Source organism: Frondihabitans sp. PhB161, assembly GCF_003814635.1.
In the GTDB taxonomy this organism is placed as follows: Bacteria; Actinomycetota; Actinomycetes; order Actinomycetales; family Microbacteriaceae; genus Frondihabitans.
The window spans coordinates 1,163,629-1,179,902 of the sequence record NZ_RKQW01000001.1; the positions used below are offsets into that span (position 1 = coordinate 1,163,629).

The 16,274-nt window shown below is 67.6% G+C and carries 15 protein-coding genes; 10 read left to right on the forward strand and 5 right to left on the reverse strand.

Annotated elements, in window-relative coordinates; genetic code table 11:
• Window positions 1–13 precede the first annotated feature (13 nt).
• The 4 genes from EDF39_RS05650 to EDF39_RS05665 are packed head-to-tail and all read left to right on the forward strand — an operon-like array spanning window position 14 to window position 4,731.
• Window positions 14–1,336: a sugar ABC transporter substrate-binding protein gene (locus EDF39_RS05650; protein ID WP_123941211.1), complete on the forward strand. Its 1,323-nt coding sequence runs from the start codon at window positions 14–16 to the stop codon at window positions 1,334–1,336.
• Window positions 1,337–1,339: 3 nt separating this feature from the next.
• Window positions 1,340–2,275, forward strand: coding sequence for a carbohydrate ABC transporter permease (locus EDF39_RS05655; RefSeq protein ID WP_123941213.1), 936 nt, complete (start codon window positions 1,340–1,342; stop codon window positions 2,273–2,275).
• Window positions 2,268–3,239: a carbohydrate ABC transporter permease gene (locus EDF39_RS05660; RefSeq protein ID WP_233572980.1), complete on the forward strand. Its 972-nt coding sequence runs from the start codon at window positions 2,268–2,270 to the stop codon at window positions 3,237–3,239. Before EDF39_RS05655 ends, EDF39_RS05660 begins: the two co-directional genes overlap by 8 nt.
• Window positions 3,240–3,288: 49 nt before the next feature.
• Entirely contained in the window at window positions 3,289–4,731 is a 1,443-nt protein-coding gene (locus EDF39_RS05665) for a DUF4832 domain-containing protein (RefSeq protein WP_123941215.1), read from the forward strand.
• A gap of 60 nt (window positions 4,732–4,791) precedes the next feature.
• Here EDF39_RS05665 and EDF39_RS05670 read toward each other — a convergent pair whose 3' ends face one another.
• Window positions 4,792–5,775, reverse strand: coding sequence for a LacI family DNA-binding transcriptional regulator (locus tag EDF39_RS05670; protein ID WP_233573040.1), 984 nt, complete (start codon window positions 5,773–5,775; stop codon window positions 4,792–4,794).
• Between the two features lie 233 nt (window positions 5,776–6,008).
• Between EDF39_RS05670 and EDF39_RS05675 the strand changes: the two genes are divergently transcribed.
• The 4 genes from EDF39_RS05675 to EDF39_RS05690 all read left to right on the forward strand — a co-directional run bounded on the left by EDF39_RS05675 (window position 6,009) and on the right by EDF39_RS05690 (window position 9,972).
• The gene (locus EDF39_RS05675) at window positions 6,009–6,779 is read left to right on the forward strand and encodes an ATP-binding cassette domain-containing protein (RefSeq protein ID WP_123941219.1); all 771 of its coding nucleotides are present in this window, start codon (window positions 6,009–6,011) and stop codon (window positions 6,777–6,779) included.
• Window positions 6,776–7,900: an ABC transporter permease gene (locus EDF39_RS05680; RefSeq protein ID WP_084816024.1), complete on the forward strand. Its 1,125-nt coding sequence runs from the start codon at window positions 6,776–6,778 to the stop codon at window positions 7,898–7,900. Before EDF39_RS05675 ends, EDF39_RS05680 begins: the two co-directional genes overlap by 4 nt.
• A gap of 115 nt (window positions 7,901–8,015) precedes the next feature.
• Window positions 8,016–9,005, forward strand: a complete 990-nt coding sequence (locus tag EDF39_RS05685; protein ID WP_123941221.1) for an ABC transporter substrate-binding protein — start codon at window positions 8,016–8,018, stop codon at window positions 9,003–9,005.
• Between the two features lie 304 nt (window positions 9,006–9,309).
• The gene (locus tag EDF39_RS05690; protein ID WP_123941223.1) at window positions 9,310–9,972 is read left to right on the forward strand and encodes an HAD-IA family hydrolase; all 663 of its coding nucleotides are present in this window, start codon (window positions 9,310–9,312) and stop codon (window positions 9,970–9,972) included.
• Between the two features lie 101 nt (window positions 9,973–10,073).
• On the opposite strand, the gene EDF39_RS05695 is transcribed toward EDF39_RS05690, so the two are convergent.
• From EDF39_RS05695 to EDF39_RS05705, 3 genes are all read right to left on the reverse strand, one after another.
• On the reverse strand, window positions 10,074–10,691 hold the full coding sequence (locus tag EDF39_RS05695) for an ATP-binding protein (RefSeq protein WP_123941225.1): 618 nt from the start codon (window positions 10,689–10,691) through the stop codon (window positions 10,074–10,076).
• Between the two features lie 102 nt (window positions 10,692–10,793).
• Window positions 10,794–12,278 carry a mannitol dehydrogenase family protein gene (locus EDF39_RS05700; protein ID WP_123941227.1) on the reverse strand — a complete coding sequence of 495 codons (1,485 nt, stop codon included), beginning with the start codon at window positions 12,276–12,278 and terminating at the stop codon, window positions 10,794–10,796.
• 19 nt (window positions 12,279–12,297) lie between these two features.
• Window positions 12,298–12,993 carry a nucleoside/nucleotide kinase family protein gene (locus EDF39_RS05705; RefSeq protein WP_233572981.1) on the reverse strand — a complete coding sequence of 232 codons (696 nt, stop codon included), beginning with the start codon at window positions 12,991–12,993 and terminating at the stop codon, window positions 12,298–12,300.
• 96 nt (window positions 12,994–13,089) lie between these two features.
• Between EDF39_RS05705 and EDF39_RS05710 the strand changes: the two genes are divergently transcribed.
• On the forward strand, window positions 13,090–13,818 hold the full coding sequence (locus EDF39_RS05710) for an SDR family oxidoreductase (protein WP_055960545.1): 729 nt from the start codon (window positions 13,090–13,092) through the stop codon (window positions 13,816–13,818).
• A gap of 58 nt (window positions 13,819–13,876) precedes the next feature.
• On the forward strand, window positions 13,877–15,196 hold the full coding sequence (locus EDF39_RS05715; RefSeq protein WP_123941231.1) for an FAD/NAD(P)-binding protein: 1,320 nt from the start codon (window positions 13,877–13,879) through the stop codon (window positions 15,194–15,196).
• Between the two features lie 79 nt (window positions 15,197–15,275).
• Here the strand turns inward: EDF39_RS05715 and EDF39_RS05720 are convergent, their stop codons facing one another.
• Complete coding sequence (locus EDF39_RS05720; RefSeq protein WP_123941233.1) at window positions 15,276–16,184, reverse strand: tagatose-bisphosphate aldolase; 909 nt, start codon at window positions 16,182–16,184, stop codon at window positions 15,276–15,278.
• Window positions 16,185–16,274: the final 90 nt, after the last annotated feature.

Consider the following 16,274-nt stretch of genomic DNA (forward strand, 5'->3'; position numbering starts at 1 on the left):
AGAAGGACACGTCATGCCCATCTCCTCACGGCCCGGGTCGGCTCGACGCCGGCTCACGCTCGTCGTCGCAGCCGCGGTCGGTGTCGCTCTGCTCGCCACCGGCTGCAGCGCGTCGTCGTCGAACACCGGCAGCTCCAGTACCTACGAGGCCCCGTCGAAAGACACGAAGGCCGAACTCACCTACGGCGTCTGGGATCAGACGCAGGTCAAGGCGATCAAGGCCAACCTCGCGGGCTTCAATAAGGAATACCCCAACATCAAGGTCAACGTGAACGTCACGCCCTACGACAGCTACTTCACGAAGCTGCAGACCGAGGCGTCGAGCAACACCCTCCCCGACCTCTTCTGGTTGAACGGACCCAACTTCCAGCTCTACGCGTCGAACGGCAAGGTCGAGCCCATCACGGGCGAGGTCAAGTCGGGCGACATCACGCTGAGCAACTACTCGTCGGCCCTCGACGACCTCTACTCGCTAGACGGCGTGCAGTACGGCGTTCCGAAAGACTTCGACACCATCGGCGTCTGGGTCAACAAGGCCCTGTTCGAGCAGGCGGGCGTCGACCTGCCGAAGGCCGACTGGACCTGGAGCGACTTCCAGACCGCTGCCGCGACCATCTCGTCGAAGCTGAAGGGCAAAGGCATCTACGGCGTCGCGGGAGGCATGGACGGCCAGACGACCTACTACAACACGATCGCGCAGTCGGGCGGCGACGTCATCAACGCCGACGGCACCAAGTCGGGGTACGACTCCGCGGCCACGAAGAAGGGCCTCGAGTTCTGGACGCAGCTGATCGAGTCGGGCTCCTCGCCCACGATCCAGCAGCTGACCGACACGTCGGCCGACCAGTGGTTCACCTCCGGCAAGGTCGCCATGTTCTGGGGCGGTAGCTGGGCGCGGACCGAGGTCGGCGACTCGTCAATCGCCAAGGACGTGCAGGTGTACCCGCTGCCGAAGGGCGAGAAGCAGGCGACCGTCATCCACGGCGTCTCGAACGTCGTCGCCGCCGGCAGCAAGAACAAGGCCGCTGCCCAGGCTCTGCAGGTGTACCTGGCCTCGAAGGAGGCGCAGAAGCAGCAGGGCGACATGGGCGCGGTGATCCCGGCCTACACCGGCACTCAGACCGCTTTCGCCAAGTCGCAGCCGGGGGTCGACCTGCAGGTGTTCCTCGACGCGGTCGACTACGCCGTGCCGTTCCCCGTCTCGAAGAACACCGCGGCCTGGAACGCCCTCGAGGGCAGCGAACTACCCGCCGCGTTCTCCGGGAGCAAGCCCGTCGCGACAGTCGCCGACGATCTCGCCTCGCAGATGAACGCTCTGCTCGCGAAGGAGAAGTAACCCGTGACCACCGAGACGCTCCGCCCGCCGAAGGCCGCCGCACCTGGCCGCCCCAAGCTCCTGAAGCGCGATGGCGCGTGGCCCTGGCTGTTCGTGTCCCCACTGCTGCTCGGCATCGCCGTGTTCTTCCTGTGGCCGATCATCCAGACCGCGTACTTCTCGCTGACGACGTGGGGCGTCTTCGGCGGCTCGACCTTCACGGGGGTGGCGAACTACATCCGGCTGTTCGCCGACCCCCAGCTCTACCTGGCCCTCGGCAACACCCTGCTCTACACGGCCATCGTGCTGCTGGGCGTTCCGCTCGCGGTCTGGTTCGCCAGCCTGTTGAACACGCCGGGGCTGCGGTTCGCGTCGTTCTATCGCGTGCTGTTCTTCCTGCCCTATGTGGCGATGCCGACAGCCATCGCCATGGTCTGGCGGATCATCTTCAACGGCGACTTCGGGATCCTGAACTACCTCCTCAAGGGGATCGGCGTGCAGGGCCCGTACTGGATCTCGACGCCGGGCTTCGCGATGGTCGCGGTCGCGATCGTCGGCCTCTGGTCGTCGCTCGGCTTCTCGATGATCATCCTCGGCGCGGGCCTCAAGAACATCCCGGCCGAGCTGTACGAGGCCGCCGAACTCGACGGTGCCAAGCCGTGGCGCCAGTTCCGCTCTGTGACGGTGCCGCTGCTCACGCCGAGCATCTTCTTCGTGCTGATCATCACAATCATCGGCAGCTTCCAGCTGTTCGACCTGCAGTACGCGATCCTCGGCTCGCCCGCGACCAACCCGGTCATCCCGCGCAGCATGTCGCTCGTGTACTTCTTCTACCAGCAGGGCTTCGTGTCGAACGACAAGGGGTATGCCGCCGCCATCGCCATGATCATCTTCGTGATCATCGGCATCGTCACTCTCGTGCAGTTCCGCCTGCAGAAAAGGTGGGTCTCGAATGACTAACAACGTCGCCGCTGCCCGCACCTCGGCCGCCCTCAGCGATCCCGAGCTCGACCCGTCGATGCCGGCTCCCGTCCCACCGACCAAGGGGCAGACGACGGGCCGGAGCCAAGGATCCGACGCCCGCCTCCGCGCGAAGCGGCGCGGTCGCGCGCGTCACGGCTCTCATGCCGTGGCCCACGTCGTCCTCGGCGTCGGCGGGTTCATCATGGCCTTCCCGTTCCTCTGGCAGATCATCATGTCGCTGTCGACGAACGCCGAGGTGCAGAGCGTCACGCCGCACTTCTGGCCGGCGGAGTTGCAGTGGTCGAACTATGCCACCGTCTTCGAGACGCTCCCCTTTCTCGACCAGCTGCGCACGAGCATCCTGATCACCGTCATCCGCACGGTCGCGCAGATCCTGCTGTGCACGCTCGCCGGCTACGCCTTCGCGCGGATGGCGTTCAAAGGCCGCGCCATCATGCTGGCCCTGGTGCTGTCGATCCTGATGGTGCCCTCGCAGGTCTACCTGATCTCGCAGTACCAGCTCGTGCAGGGCTTCGGGCTGCTGAACACGATCGTGGGCCTGATGCTTCCGGGGCTCTTCAGCGCATTCGGAACGTTCCTCATGCGCACGGCGTTCCTCAACATGCCGCAGGAGCTCGAGGAGGCCGCCCGGCTCGACGGCGCCAATCCGTTCCAGGTGTTCTGGAAGGTCATGTTGCCGCTCGCGAAGCCGTCGATCAACGTGCTGGCGATCACGACCGTGCTGTGGTCATGGAACGAGCTCCTCTGGCCGCTCGTGGTCTCGACCAACTCGCGGTCCATGCCGCTGTCGGCCGGCCTCGCGACGCTCATCGGCGACAAGACGACCGATTACCCGGTCGTGATGGCTGCCAGTCTGCTCGCGATGGCGCCGGTGCTGATCATGTTCATCGTGCTGCAGCGCCGGGTCATCGACGGGCTCGCCTTCTCCGGACTCAAGTAGTCCTGCGGTTCCGCTTCTCCTTCCACCAATCGATCACAGGGGTGTTCCAATGAAGAAACGCATCATCACGACGACCGCTATCGCGGCCGCTCTCGCACTGGCGATTCCCGCCACGGCGTCGGCTCACCAGGCCGCCGCGCATCCGGCGTCGGTCACCAGTCGCACCGTCACCTACGCGGCCAGCGACGCCGTCATCCCGAACCCGGCACGCGGCTTCTACCACTCGACCGAGACCCACTATCTGAAAGACGGCTCCGGTTACGAGCCGCTCGACCTCGCGTCGCTGCGGGCGTTCCGCAAGGAGGGCGTCACGCAGATCCTTCGCGAGTTCTGGATGGAGAAGTTCGTCGACCAGAAGAAGCTCGACCCGAAGTGGCTGAAGCTGGTGCAGAAGGACTACGACACCGCCCGCAAGGCCGGGGTCTCGGTGATCACGCGCTTCGCCTATGTGCAGGGCGGCGACTTCCCGTACAACCCGCCCTACGGTGACGCCGACGTCGACACCGTGCTCGCCCACATCAAGCAGCTCACGCCGATCCTGCGAAAGAACGCCGACGTGATCCCCGTCCTCCAGGAGGGCTTCATCGGCCTCTGGGGCGAGGGCTACTACACCGACCATTTCGCCGCCGACCCGGCGAACCCCGGTGTGCTGACCGACGCCGACTGGGCCAACCGCAACCGCGTGGCCGCCGCCGAGTTGAAGGCCCTGCCGAAGAGCCGCGGGATCCAGGTCCGCACCATGCAGATGAAGCAGAAGGCCGTGCGCGTGCCGAGCGGCACCGAGGGGGCCCTCACGCCCGCCGAGGCGCACGACGGTTCCGCGAAGTCGCGCATCGGGCACCACAACGACTGCTTCCTCGCCGCTCCCGACGACTGGGGCACCTTCCTCACCGACCCCCTGTCGCTCGACCAGGACTACCTCGCGGCCGACTCGCGGTACGTCGCCGTCGGTGGCGAGACCTGCAACGTCGATGCCCCGCGCTCGGAGTTCCCGTCCGCCGCTGCCGAGATGGCGAAGTACCACTACAGCTACCTCAACCGGGATTACCACCCGGACGTCCTCGCATCCTGGGGTGAGGCCGGTCTCACCGAGACCTCCAAGAAGCTCGGCTACCGGTTCGTGATGAAGTCGAGCACCGTCACCGCCGCGACCAAAGGTCACACCCCGAAGGTCTCGGTGAAGGTCGCGAACGAGGGCTGGAGCGCGCCGTACAACTCGCGCCCCGTGAAGCTCGTGTTGACCTCGAAGAACCGGACGATCACGGTGCCGATCAAGGCCGACGCCGACACCTGGCAGCCCGGAAAGACGGTCACGGTCTCGGCGGCACTCACGCACGTGCCGCGCGGCACCTACCAGGTCGCGCTCGCCCTGCCGGCACCCGAGAAGACGATCGACGGCAACCCGAACTACGCGATCCAGACAGCGAACGTCGGTACGTGGAATGCGCGGGTCGGCGTCAACGATCTGAAGCAGAAGGTCACTGTGCGCTGACCCAGCGAGCTCGCCTCGGCACAACGGCGCCGATCCACCGACGTGGTGGATCGGCGCCGTTCAGCGTGCGGAGGGAGGCTTCGACGACGCGCGCTCGACCAGGGAGACAGGGATGACGGTCGCCGGCGTGAACTGCTCGGCGGGGGTGTCGAGGCGAGCGAAGAGACGTTCCGTGGCCAGACGGCCGAGGCGATCAGGATCCTGGTCGATCACCGACACGGACGGCTCAAGTGCCGCCGCCATCGGAAAATCGCCGAAGCTGACGAGGGCCACGTCGGTGCGGTCGAGGCGCTGCAGGGCGGGGAACACCTCGAGCGAGGTGCGCGCGTTCGACGAGAAGATCGCGGTCGGCGGCTCGCCCTGGTCGAGGAGCGCCTCGACCGCTTGCGAGGCGCCGTTCGTCGAGGCGCGGACGACCAACTCGGGATGCCGGCCGAGGGCGAGCTCGTCGACCGCGGCCAGGTAGCCGTCCAGGCGCTGCCCGGTCGTGACGATGTCGCCGATATCGCCCACGAAGGCGATGCGGCGGTGGCCGAGCTCGAACAGGTGACGGGTGGCGAGGAACGCCCCTCCGAAGTCGTCTTCGACGAAGCTGTCGGCGGTGATGCCGGTCGGCGGGCGGTCGATGAAGACCGCGGGCATGTTCGCCAGCCATGGCGCGAGGTACGACTGGTCGCCCGAGATCGGCGCGATGATGAGGCCGTTCACCTGGAGGCGGAGAAGCGCCTCAATAGTCTGCTTCTCGAGCTCGGCGTCGTCGCCGAGGCTCGTGACGGCGGTCGACATGCCCCGCGCCCGTGACTCGCGGTCGACGGAGCGGATGATCGCGGCGAAGAACGGGTCGCCGATGTCGGGAACGGCGATGCCGACCACCGAGGCGCGACCGGACCGGAACGTCCTGGCCATCATGTTCGGCACGTACTTCAGCGACTGCATCGCTTCGGTGACGCGCTGCCGGGTCTCGTCGGTCACGTGCGGGTCGTCGTTGAAGACGCGCGACACGGTCTTGGCGCTGACACCCGCCCGGGCGGCGACGTCTTGCATTGTCGTCACGTGCTCACCTCGCCTTGTCATGGATGACTTGTCTGCACTCACGCTATCGGCTCGTTCAGAAAACTCCTGCTTGACATCGATGACATGGCCTAGGTAGTTTCAACACACCAACCGATGCGAGACCCGATTCCGGGCCGCAAAAGTGAGATCGAGCTTCGAAGACGCAGCCCGCTTTAGTGCGTCCTTCGTGAGCCCTCCGATCCAGAACTCTGGAGAGAGACGCCATGACCGTCGGACAGATTCCCATCCTCGAAGCCCGCGGGCTCACCCGAAGCTTCGGCAACGTCCGCGCCCTCGACGGCGTCGACTTCGAGATCTACCCCGGCGAGGTCGTTGCGCTCATCGGCGACAACGGCGCCGGCAAGTCGACCCTCGTCAAGGCGCTCTCCGGCAGCCTCGCCCTCGACTCCGGCGAGATCCTCTACGCCGGCGGCCGGGTCGACCTGAACAGTCCGACCGCCGCCAGTGCGCTCGGCATCGAGACGGTCTACCAGGATCTCGCCCTCGCGCCGCACCTCAACCCGGTGCAGAACATGTTTCTCGGTAGGGAGGTGCCGAGGCCGGGCGTCCTCGGCAAGTTCGGGTTCCTCGACAACAAGGCCATGCAGGTCCGCTCCCGCTCCGCCTTCGACGACCTCGGAGCGACCGTCCGCAGCCTCAGCGACCCGGTCGGCGGAATGTCGGGCGGACAGCGTCAGGCCATCGCCATCGCCCGAGCCGTCGCGTGGGCCAAGGGCGTCGTGTTCCTCGACGAGCCCACCGCCGCTCTCGGTGTCGTCCAGACCAAGAACGTTCTCGAGACCATCCGTCGAGTCCGAGACAAAGGTGTCGCGGTCGTCTTCATCAGCCACTCGATGCCGCATGTGATCGACATCGCCGACCGCGTGCAGGTGCTCCGTCTCGGCACGCGCGTAGCCACCTACCAAGCCCAGAACACATCCATGGAAGAGCTCGTCGGGGCCATGACCGGCGCCGTCGCAGGAGGAGTCAAATGACCACGCACGCACCAGCCGGCTTGAAGCCGACCTCGTCCGGCGGCACCGGCTCGGGGCCCGGAACCCGCTCGGCGTCGCTCGCACACGGAAACGTAGTCAAGAACCTCCTCGGGGTTCAGGCCTTCCAGATTCTTCTGGTGCTCGTCGTGATCTTCCTGATCTTCACGGCCCTCGCCCCGGCGGCGTTCCCGCAGTGGACCAACCTCCGGCAGGTCATCCAGAACATGTCGATTCTCGGCGTGCTCGGAATCGGCATGACCTTTGTGATCGTCACAAGCGGCATCGACCTCTCGGTCGGGTCAGTGCTCGTCTTCTCAGGCGTCGTCTCGGCGAAAGCGATGATCCTCGTCGGCGGCGACGGCTGGACCACGGCCCTCGTGGGTCTCGTCGTCGCGATCGCCTGCGGCCTCGGTTGGGGACTGCTCAACGGACTGCTCATCGCCAAGGCGAAAGTGCCACCCCTGATCGTGACCCTAGGATCCCTCGGCGCGGCCCTCGGTCTCGCCCAGGTCTTTACCGGAGGCGTCGACCTGACGACCGTTCCGGCAGTCCTCTCCGACAACATCGGCTACGGCAACCTGGTCGGAACGACCCTGCCGCTCATCTCGGTCATCGCCATCGCCTTCCTCCTCTTCTTTGGCGTCGTGCTCCACCGCACGAAGTTCGGGCTCTACACCTTCGCGGTCGGCTCGAACGAAGAAGCGGCCCGACGCGTCGGCGTCAAGGTCGACCGTCAGCTGATCAGCGTCTACGCCCTCTCCGGGGCCCTCGCCGGCTTCGCCGGTCTGCTGTCGCTCTCGCAGTTCGGCACCACCGCCATCGCCGGTCAGTCGCAGACGAACCTCAACGTGATCGCCGCCGTCGTCATCGGCGGCACGAGCCTCTTCGGCGGACTCGGCACCATCTTCGGCACAGCCGTCGGCCTCTGCATCCCCGCCATCCTGCAGAACGGATTCGTCATTATCGGCGTCCAGCCCTTCTGGCAGCAGGTCGCCGTCGGCGTCGTGCTCGTCGTCGCCGTCTACATCGACCAGCGGCGCCGCGCGTCTGCAGCTCGAGGCGGTGGTGGCGGAACTCGAAAAGTCTCGCTCGCCGGCCTGTTGCAGCGGCAGAAAGTCTGAGATCCCTGCACCCGAACCACCCACCCGCACCACCCACCCGCACCACCCACCCGAACCACCCACCCGCACCACCCTTTCGCACCGTCCACAGCACCACCATCTAGGAGCAGAAACAATGAAGTTGAAGAGACCAGTCGTCTCCTTGCTCGCCATCGGGGCCGTCGCCTCGCTCGGCCTCACCGGCTGCGCAGCCGGCACCTCGGCAGGCGGAGGCAGCAGTGCCGACGCCAAAGACATCAAGTTGACGTTCATTCAGGGCGTCGCCGGAGACCCGTTCTACGTCACCATGCAGTGCGGTGTCGACGCCGAAGCGAAGAAGCTCGGAGTCACCGTCAACACGCAGGGCCCGGCGAAATTCGACCCCACCCTGCAGAAGCCCATCGTCGACTCCGTCGTCGCGACGAAGCCGGGCGCGATCCTCATCGCCCCCACTGACACGGCCGCCATGCAGGCACCCCTCAAGGCCGCGACCTCCGCGGGAGTCAAGGTCGTCCTCGTCGACACGACCGTCAAGGATCCTTCGTTCGCCACCTCCCAGATCTCCTCCGACAACGTCGGAGGCGGCGAGGCGGCGTTCAAGGCCATCAAGTCACTCGCCCCCTCGGGTGGCAAGGTTCTTGTCATCTCGACCGACCCCGGTGTCTCGACCGCCGACCAGCGCGTCGAAGGCTTCGAAACCGCCGCGAAGGCCGATTCCGACTTCAGCTACCTCGGCGTGCAGTACTCGCACAACGACCCTGCCACCGCCGCGAAGCTGACCACCGCGGCACTGGCCAAGGACTCCGACATCGTCGGCGTCTTCGCGGCCAACACGTTCGCGGCCCAAGGCGTCGCCACCGGCATTCGCCAGGCCGGCAAAGAGGACTCCGTCAAGGTCGTCGGCTTCGACGCCGGCGCCGACGCGGTGACCCAGCTGAAGAACGGCACCGTCCAGGCGCTGATCGCCCAGCAGCCCGCCCTCATCGGCAAAGACGCAGTGCAGCAGGCCGTCGCTGCCATCAAGGGCGAGAAAGTGACCGCGAAGATCCCCACCGGCTTCTTCGCCATCACGAAAGACAACCTGGAGGGAGAAGGCGCGAACTACGTCTACAAGACCACCTGCTGAACGGTATTTTCTTAGCGCGACGCGGTCGCGGTGCCGGACCTCGGACAAGCCTCGGTCGTCCGGCATCGCGATCGTGTCGCGCCCGCTGTTTTTATTCAGCGCGACGCGGTCGCCGCAGCGGACCTCGACAAGCTCGGTCGCCCGCTGTGGCGATCGTGTCGCGCCCGCTGTGTTTATTCAGCGCGACGCGGTCGCCGCAGCGGACCTCGACAAGCTCGGTCGTCCGCTGAGGCGATCGTGTCGCGTCCGCGGTGTTCGCTAAGCGCGACGCGGTCGCCGACCGACATCTGCGAGGGTTGGGGGCATGACCTCACCTCGCACCATCGACGGCACCGTCTTCGACGCCATCCTCTTCGACATGGACGGCACGCTCATCTCGTCGACCCCCGCCGTCGAACGCTCCTGGGCCCGGTGGGGCCGCGAGTACGGGCTCCCGGTCACCTTCCGGGAAGACGCCGGCCACGGCAAGCCGGCCCGCGACATCGTCTCCCAGTTCGTCCCCGCCGACGAGATCGACGCCGCCTACGCGCGCATCGTCGAGATCGAGGTGTCGGAGGTGGACGACATCGCCGCGCTTCCCGGAGCCGCCGAGGCTCTCGCCGCCATCGGCCCCGACAGGTCGGCAATCGTGACGTCGAGCTCCCGGATCCTCGCCGACGCGCGCCTCGCCGCCAGCGGACTCGATCGGCCCGCCACCGTCGTGACCTTCGACGACGTGTCGCGGGGCAAGCCCGACCCAGAGCCGTTCGTGCTCGGAGCGACTAGCCTCGGATTCGATGCCGCGCACTGCCTCGTGGTCGAGGACGCCGTGGCCGGCTTGCAGTCGGGACGCGCCGCGGGGGCCGCGACGCTCGCGGTCGTCGGCACACTCGAGGCGTCGCAGCTCGACGCCGACCTCGTCGTCTCCGGGCTCGACCGTGTGCGGTTCACGCTCGTGGCCGGGGGCGTCCGCGTCGACCTCGTCTGAGGTGCGGTGCGTGCTCTCACCCACGATCTCGCGCGAATGCGGCTGATTGAGCGGCGGACTCGCCCGATTTCGTAGGGGGAGAGCCCGAGATCGGTTCGGCGCTACCCGGCCAGCTCCGCGGTCGCGGGCACTGCGCCGTACATCGCGACGAACGTGCGGATCTGCGTCGCGACGTCATGGAGCCCGTCGACTCTCAGGTGGGGCACGCCGGGCGCCTTGATCACGTCGGGGGTCAGGAACACGTGTGGTCGGGCGATCTTGTCGAGGTCGCGGTCGGCCCCTCGGAGGGTCATGCGCGCGACGACCTCGTCGGCGGGGGTGTCGACCCAGACGAGAGTGACGCGGTCGTCGTCGACGCGGAGGCGCTCCGCAACGGTCTGCCAGGAGGCCGGAAAAGTGCGCTCGGAAGTGAACGGCGCGACGATGACGACGTTGACGCCGACCTCGAGGATCTCAGCGGCCGTGTCGAAGAGGCACTGGTAGCGGACATCGTTGACGGTCGCCCGCGTCGGCTTCTCGGCGGTCGGCACGTCTACCAGGAACTCGCCGCCGACGTACTCGAACAGCGGGTTGGTCACCGTGTCGAGATCGAGAAGCGCCCAGCCGAGGTTGCGGGCGAGCTCCTTGCCAAAGGAAGTCTTGCCGCTGGCCGGGACGCCGCACACGAGAATGGCCCGGGTCGAAAGAGAGGCGGGGGCGTTCAGGGGTGTCGTGGACATCGTCGTTGGTCTCCTCGGTGTGTGTTCGCAAGCGGTGGATCTCAGGCTATGTCATCGATGACATAGACCAATCATCCGATGCACTGTCATCGATGTCAAGCTCTAGTGCCCGGCGGCTGCGAGGGCCGAGATCGCCGGGATCGGCCCCTCAGCGAGAAGCATTCCGCGGGCGCTCAGATACCTCGCCCGGAAGCGCGACTCCGACCCCAGATCGCCGAACACCTCCGCCACGTCGAGCAGGGCCCCCGGGTCCGATTCCTCCCGCCGTGCCGCGGCGACGATCCGGTCGTGCCGGCTGTCGACCACGCCCTCGTCGCGTGACAGGTAGACGCTCCAGGCGGCCACCACCAGGCAGATCCGTTCGATCGGCCCCTCCGAGACGAGCTGGTCTCGGAGCACCGGCAGGAGGAATTTCGGGATCCGCGCGGAACCTTCGACGACCTGCCGCGCTAGCGTGTCGGCTATGGCCTCGCTCGAGAAGCGTTCCAGCAGTTGCCGGCAGTAGGCGTCGAGATCGATGCCGGGAACGGCGTCGAGGGTCGGAATGGCCTCCTCGTGCATGTAGCCGAGGAGGAAGGCGCGGAATCCCTCGTCGCGGCAGGTGTCGTGGACCGTGGTGAATCCGGCGAGGAGACCGAGGTACGACATGGCCTGGTGCGAGGCATTGAGCAGGCGCAGCTTCATCAGCTCGTAGGGCTCGACGTCCGGCACGATCTGCACGCCTACCTTTTCGAAGGCAGGTCGGCCGAGTGGGAACGCGTCTTCCAGAACCCACTGCTCGAACGACTCGGACAGCACCGGCCAGGCGTCGTCAACGCCCCAGCGTGAAGCGACCTCTGCTCGTCCGGCGTCGGTCGTGGCCGGAGTGATGCGATCCACCATCGAGTTCGGGAAGGCGACAGTGGCCTCGATCCAGTCGGCCAGATCCGCGTCGATGAGGCGGGCGTACGAGGTCAGGGCGACCCTCGCGACCGTGCCGTTGCCGGGGATGTTGTCGCACGACATCACCGTGAACGCTGCCAGGCCGCGATCGCGACGACGGCGAAGAGCCTCGGTCAGGATCCCGAACACGCCGCTCGGCCCCGGGCCCCCCTCGACTCGGGCTGCTGCGAGGTCGGTCGCCACCGCGGCGTCTGTCTCGTCGAAGGCTCCCGACGAGTCGTCTACCGGGTAGCCGGCCTCGGTGATGGTGAGCGAGGCGATGCGGGTCTGCGCCGACGCAAGCCGTTCGACCACCCGGTTCGGGTCGTCGGGTGCGAACAGGTAGTCCATGATCGAGCCGATCACGGTGGCCGACGCCTCGCCGTCGGGCGATCGCGTGACGAGTGTGTAGAGGTGGTCCTGCGCCTGAAGGGTGTCGCGCATGGCGGCGTCACCCGGCAGGAGCCCGACGCCGCAGATGCCCCAGGTGGCGGCGGCGCTCGGATCGCTCCGGAAGAGCCGGTCGAGGAACATCGCCTCGTGCGATCGATGGAAGGCGCCGACGCCGAAGTGGACGATTCCCGTCGTGGCAGCGTCGCGGGGGTACTCGGGAACGGGGAGTCTTGAGGTGAGAGAGGGCAGTGCGGCGGTGGTGAGGCGGGTCATGGGGGCTCCTCAGGAGGGGTCAGCGAGTAGTCGACGTCGATGTCGGGGGCACTGCGGGTGCCATCGGAGTGGCGGGCGGTTCGAAGGTCAGAAGCAGGTCGGCGGCCTCGCGCGTCGACTCGACGAGGGCGGCGTTGGGTTCGTCGACGCCGGTGACCCAGGCGTCGGCGGCGGCCGCCTCGTGTCCGAACGACAGGCGCCGGGCGAGAAGGCGCCGGTGCCTTTCGTCGGCATCGACGTCGACGAACCACGCCTCGTCGAGGAGCGGCCGGACGCCGGCCCAGCCATGTGTGCCGAGCAGCAGGTAGTTCCCCTCCGTGATGACGAGCGGAACGTCGGCCGGCACAGCGACGCTCGATCCGATCGGCTCCTCCAGTGCGCGGTCGAAGACGGGGGCGTAGATATCGGCTTCGCCCGGCCGTTGCGCGCTCAGGCGGCGAAGCAGAGCGCTGTAGCCGTCGGTATCGAAGGTGTCGGGGGCGCCTTTCCGATCGTCGCGGCCGAGGCGCACAAGCTCGGCGCCGCCGAGGTGGAAGCCGTCCATGCCGACCAGCACCGCGTCTGGCCCGAGCGCATCGAGGAGGGCGGCGCTGAGTGTCGATTTGCCAGCGCCGGGGCTGCCGGTGAGGCCCAGGATCCTGCGCTCCCCGTTCGCGATGAGTCGCCGGGCTCGCGCTACGAGCTGGTCGAGAGAGAACGGATCTGCGCTGGTCACTCTCGAACCGTAGATTCCACGTGTCATCGATGTCAAGATAGTCTTCGGTTCGTGACATCGATGTCACGAGTACAACGAGAAACGGAGAACCCCCATATGGCCGATTTCACCGGGCGCACAATCCTCGTCACAGGGGCAAGCGGCGGCATCGGCGGCGCGACAGTGCGTCGCCTCGTCGCCTCGGGCGCCGACGTCATCGCCAGCGGAAGCACGGGTGAGGGTCTCGAGCCCATCGTCGCGGAGACCGGGGCGCTGTCGCTCCCGTTCGAGCTGACGAGCGAAGACAGCATCAGAGAGGCGCTCGAGGGCCGCGATCTGTGGGGTGTCGTCAACTGCGGCGGCTGGGGCGGCGAGATCGCGGGCCCTGTCGAGACCGACATCGACGTCTTCGACAAGGTCATCGCCATCAATGCCCGCGGATCGCTGCTCGTCACGAAGTACGCGGCGGCGTCGATGATCCGACTCGGAAAGGGCGGTGCCATCGTGAACGTGTCGAGTCAGGCGTCGCTCGCCGCGCTGCCCGGTCACATCTCGTACGGCTCGTCGAAAGCCGCCCTCGACAACATCACCCGCGTCTCCGCCCTCGAGCTCGGCAAGCACGGCATCCGGGTCAACGGCGTGAACCCGACCGTCGTCATGACCGAGATGTCGGCCTGGTACTGGGGCCGCCCTGACATCGAGGGGCCGTTCCTCGAGCAGATGCCCCTCGGCAAGTGGGCCACCGAGGACGACATCGCCGGCCCCATCGAATTCCTGCTGAGCGACGACGCTGGAATGATCAGCGGCGTCTCGCTGCCGATCGACGGGGGCTACACCGCTCGCTGAGCCTCGCGTGCAGAGGTGCGGTTAGCGTGGGGGAGCCCCTCGAGCGAAAGGCTCCACCGTGCCCCGTTCCACTCCCTCTGTGCTCGTCGTCGGCGGCGGCGCCGCCTCCGTCTTCGTGACCGTCGCCCTGCGCGAGCGCGCCTCAGTCCTCGGGCTGCCGGCGCCCGAGATCACGGTCGTGGCCCGTGACGTCCCCGTCGGGCTCGGCCTCGCCTACGGCCGTGCCGAGGCGCATCATCGTCTCAACAGCCCGGCGTCGGCGATGAGCCTGTCGCCAGCCGAGCCGGGCGGCTTCCTGGATCATCTCGACGGGATCGGTTGGCGTGACGTCGACGGGTCGGAAGCCAGCGCAGGATCGTTCGTCCCCCGTCAGGTCTACGGCGGTTACGTGGCGGGCGCGTTCCGGGCGCTGCTCGACGACCCCGCGTCGGGAGTCACGGCCGTGCGGGGCGAGGCCGTCTCCGTGGTCGACGTCGACGGACGCTCGGCCGTCACCCTGGCCGACGCCACCGAGCTCCGGGCCGACGTCGTCGTGCTCGCGCTCGGCAACCCGGCCCCGGGACGCGTCAGGGTGCCGACAGCCGGCGTCGGACGAACAGTCGACGATCCGTGGGCGCGCGACGCGCTCGACGGCGTCCGATCGGCCGACCGCGTGCTGCTGGTCGGCACCGGGCTCACGACGATCGACATCGCGACGTCGCTCGCACGGAGACACCCCGGCGTGGTCATGACGGCGACGAGCAGGCATCTTCTTCTGCCGGCGGTGCATCTGGCGGCACCGGTGCCGGCGGGGCCCGGGCTCAGGCGGGGTGACGGCACCCCTCGACTTCCCGAACTCCTGCACGAGTTCGGGCGTCAGCTCCGCGCGGCCTCGGCGGCCGGCGAGCCGTGGCAGCCGGTGCTCGACGGCGTGCGACCGCAGATCCATGCGCTGTGGCGCGGCCTCGACGTGGCTGATCGCAAGCGCTTCGTCGCGCACGTCGCCCGGCGCTGGGACGTGCACAGGCACCGCATGGCGCAGTCGGTCTGGGCGGAACTGTCGGAGCTCATCGACTCCGGCGCGCTGACCCTGTCGGCCGATGTGTCGGGCGAGGAGTTCGACGTGGCCGTGAATTGCACGGGGCCGAACTCCGTGGCGGCTCGCGGCTGGAGTCCGCTCGTCGATGCGCTGCTGTCGGCCGGGGAGGTCGTGTCGGATCCTGCGGGTCTCGGTTTCGACGCCGACGCCTCGGGCGCTCTCGTGACGGCGACGGGCGACGTCTCGACTCGGCTCTTCGCGATCGGTGCCGCGCTCAAGGGTGCGCTGTGGGAGACGGTCGCCGTGCCCGAGGTGCGAGTGGTGGCGACGAGGCTCGCGGAGCGGGTGCTGCCGGCCTAGCCGTGGAGGGTGGTGCCGAGTGCCGCCGAATGCTGTCTGCAGGACAGCATCGAGCGCATTTGGCGGCACTCGAGGGGGGCTACTCGCCGTCGACGGCGGCGCGCAGTTCGCGGAGGCGAGGCAGCGCTCGCGTGGTCAGCAGCTCGCGGCGCTTCGTCGGGTCGACCGAAAGGGCGTCCTTCCAGAGCGAACGGCCGGCCATCGCACCCGCGGCGCCGTGCGCCATCGCGTCACGCACCTGCACGATGAACGTCTCGTGGTCGACGCCGGCCGAGAGCACGGCCCACGGCACTCCCGCGGCCGCGTCGGTGACGAGGTCGGCGCCGGCCGAGGATCCGGGATACTGCAGCTTCAAGATCTTCGCCCCGCAGGCAACGGCCAAGCGTGCTCCGTCGGCGACGAGCGTCGGGAACAGGGCCGCGTAATCCTCGTCGGACTCGCCCTCGAGCTTGTAGGTGAGAAGCTCGACGATCAGCAGGATGCCCTCGGCGGCGCACTCGGCGGTCAGGGAACGGATCTCATCGGCCACGCGGTCGTCCAGGCCCTGCTTGTCGGGGCGGGTGTACCAAAGCATCTTGGCGACGTCTCCGCCGAGTTCGCGGACTCGACGGGGGTTCATGCCAGGGACGTAGTTCGTGTACTTGAGCCCGTCGACGGTCTCGAAACCCGAGGCGTCGAGACCGACGACGAGGGCCGTGTCGCGGGCGAGGATGCCCTGGTCGGGAATCGCCGGGAGGGCGACCTCGGGGTCGAGAAGGATCGCGGGGCCGTGGTTGGCCAGGTGGCGGACGAGGTCGGCCTTCGCTTCGGCGAGCTCCACGGTCGTGATGGCGGAGGTGCCGTTCGGGGCATCCTGCATCACGGCCTTCATGCTGTTGCGCTGGTCGGCCGCGACGATGAGCATGTGCCCGTCGGGAGTCGAGATCGCGGCGAGTCCGCGGCGCTCCTGAGTCGTCAGGTCGTTGGTGGTGAGGGTGTCGATCGTCATTGCTCTCTCCTTCTTCGGGCCGCTTCGTCGCGGAGCATGTCACCGATGACATCAGTGAAGCATGACTTCGATGACATGGCAAGGAAACAC

Bases quoted from the DNA above. Each gene is read 5' to 3' on its own strand.
- EDF39_RS05650 (WP_123941211.1), top strand. From the start codon at position 14: ATGCCCATCTCCTCACGGCCCGGGTCGGCTCGACGCCGGCTCACGCTC.
- EDF39_RS05660 (WP_233572980.1), top strand. From the start codon at position 2,268: ATGACTAACAACGTCGCCGCTGCCCGCACCTCGGCCGCCCTCAGCGAT.
- EDF39_RS05665 (WP_123941215.1), top strand. From the start codon at position 3,289: ATGAAGAAACGCATCATCACGACGACCGCTATCGCGGCCGCTCTCGCA.
- EDF39_RS05670 (WP_233573040.1), bottom strand. From the start codon at position 5,775: ATGCAAGACGTCGCCGCCCGGGCGGGTGTCAGCGCCAAGACCGTGTCG.
- EDF39_RS05675 (WP_123941219.1), top strand. From the start codon at position 6,009: ATGACCGTCGGACAGATTCCCATCCTCGAAGCCCGCGGGCTCACCCGA.
- EDF39_RS05680 (WP_084816024.1), top strand. From the start codon at position 6,776: ATGACCACGCACGCACCAGCCGGCTTGAAGCCGACCTCGTCCGGCGGC.
- EDF39_RS05685 (WP_123941221.1), top strand. From the start codon at position 8,016: ATGAAGTTGAAGAGACCAGTCGTCTCCTTGCTCGCCATCGGGGCCGTC.
- EDF39_RS05690 (WP_123941223.1), top strand. From the start codon at position 9,310: ATGACCTCACCTCGCACCATCGACGGCACCGTCTTCGACGCCATCCTC.
- EDF39_RS05695 (WP_123941225.1), bottom strand. From the start codon at position 10,691: ATGTCCACGACACCCCTGAACGCCCCCGCCTCTCTTTCGACCCGGGCC.
- EDF39_RS05700 (WP_123941227.1), bottom strand. From the start codon at position 12,278: ATGACCCGCCTCACCACCGCCGCACTGCCCTCTCTCACCTCAAGACTC.
- EDF39_RS05710 (WP_055960545.1), top strand. From the start codon at position 13,090: ATGGCCGATTTCACCGGGCGCACAATCCTCGTCACAGGGGCAAGCGGC.
- EDF39_RS05720 (WP_123941233.1), bottom strand. From the start codon at position 16,184: ATGACGATCGACACCCTCACCACCAACGACCTGACGACTCAGGAGCGC.